Annotated in this window: 1 protein-coding gene and 2 pseudogenes; 2 read left to right on the top strand and 1 reads right to left on the bottom strand. The window is 70.8% G+C overall.

The window, feature by feature from the left end; genetic code table 11:
* Positions 1 to 369: pseudogene (locus ACIHAD_RS48835) on the bottom strand (phospholipid carrier-dependent glycosyltransferase); the annotation flags it as partial.
* A gap of 79 nt (positions 370 to 448) precedes the next feature.
* Here ACIHAD_RS48835 and rsmI point away from each other — a divergent pair.
* Together rsmI and ACIHAD_RS48825 are read left to right on the top strand one after the other, a co-directional pair.
* The gene (gene rsmI / locus ACIHAD_RS48830; protein ID WP_397361747.1) at positions 449 to 1,291 is read left to right on the top strand and encodes a 16S rRNA (cytidine(1402)-2'-O)-methyltransferase; all 843 of its coding nucleotides are present in this window, start codon (positions 449 to 451) and stop codon (positions 1,289 to 1,291) included.
* Positions 1,292 to 1,296: 5 nt separating this feature from the next.
* Positions 1,297 to 1,608, top strand: a pseudogene (locus tag ACIHAD_RS48825) (phospholipid carrier-dependent glycosyltransferase); the annotation flags it as partial.

The following is a 1,608-nucleotide window of genomic DNA, read 5'->3' as shown; positions in this document are numbered from 1 at the left end:
GGGGTGCACCACGTACGAGGCGCACTTGTCGAGGGTCTCCTGCGTGCACGACTGCCAGATGTCGGTCTTCCCGGCCAGGATCGCCTTGTCCGCGTCCTTGATCGTGACGCGCTCGACGCCCCAGTTGATCAGGGAGAAGGCGTCCTTCATGTAGTAGGTCTCGTCGAAGACCACGGCCCGAGGGTGGCCCAGGTTGACGAAGCGCAGGATCCCGCCGAAGAGCGTGACGAGCAGCGGGCCGACCCACCCCCAAAGGACGCTGCCGCGCATGGGGGGGATCACCCGGTCACGCAGGGACCGCGTCTGCGAATGGCTCTCGCCGACCTCCGGGTTGTCGTAGGCCTGGTACGGGGAATCGGTCACCGCCATTCGGACATCGTACGGGCCCCAAGCCGTTAGGTACTGCAAGAATCACGGTCTAATTGGTATGCCCTGCCACAATGGTCGGGTGACTGGAGAAGGCAGATTGGTGCTGGCCGGAGCGCCCATTGGCCAGGCGGGTGACGTCTCGCCACGGCTGCGGGAGGTGCTCGCCGGCGCCGACGTGGTGGCCGCCGAGGACACCAGACGGCTGCGCAGGCTCGCGACCGAGCTGGGCGTGGAGATCAGCGGCCGGGTGGTGTCCTACTACGACCAGAACGAGGCGGGCCGCGCCCAGGAGCTCGTCGAGGCGCTGAGACAGGGCCGCACGGTCGTGGTCATCACCGACGCCGGGATGCCCGGGGTGTCCGACCCCGGCTACCGCCTGACCCACCTGGCGGTCGAGGCGGGCATCACGGTGACCGCGCTGCCGGGGCCGAGCGCCGTCACCACGGCCCTGGCCGTGTCGGGGCTGGCCAGCGACAGGTTCTGCTTCGAGGGCTTCCCGCCGCGCAAGACCGGCGACCGGGCGCGGCGGTTGTCCGCGCTGGCCGCCGAGGAGCGGACGATGGTCTTCTTCGAGGCCCCCCACCGGCTGGCCGAGTCGCTGGGCGCGATGGCCGAGGCGTTCGGGCCCGACCGGCCCGCCGCCGTCTGCCGCGAGCTGACCAAGACGTACGAGGAGGTGCGCCGCGGCGGTCTCGGCGAGCTGGCCGAGTGGGCCGCGGGCGGCGTCAAGGGCGAGATCACCGTGGTCGTCGCGGGCCGCGTGCCCGGCGCGGGCGAGCCCGACATGGACGAACTGGTCGCCGAGGTCGACCGCCGGGTGGCCGAGGGCGAGCAGCGCAGGACCGCCATCGCCGACGTCGCCAAGGGCGCGGGGGTGCCGAGACGCGAGCTGTATGACCTGGTGCACAAACGCATAGGGTGATCGACATGGGGGAGACGGCACGACGGCTGGTCCCGCCGTTCCAGGGGCGGCCGCTCTTAGGCTGGGCGGGCCCGCTCCTGGTCGCCCTCTTCGGCGGCCTGTTGCGTTTCGTCCGCCTCGGCGAGCCCAAGGCCGTCGTCTTCGACGAGACCTACTACGCCAAAGACGCCTACTCCCTGCTCAGGTACGGGGTCGAGCGCGCGATGCTCGGCGACGCCAAGAACCCCGTCGCCGACCGGCGGCTCATCGCCGGGAACCTGGACATCTTCCGTCAGTGCCCTGAGCCGTCCGACTGCGCGTCGTTCGTCGCCCATCCG

It is taken from the genome of Nonomuraea sp. NPDC052265 (assembly GCF_044547985.1).
In the GTDB taxonomy this organism is placed as follows: Bacteria; Actinomycetota; Actinomycetes; order Streptosporangiales; family Streptosporangiaceae; genus Nonomuraea.
Note: the sequence above shows the minus strand (reverse complement) of the source record. Positions and strands in the feature narration are given on the sequence as shown.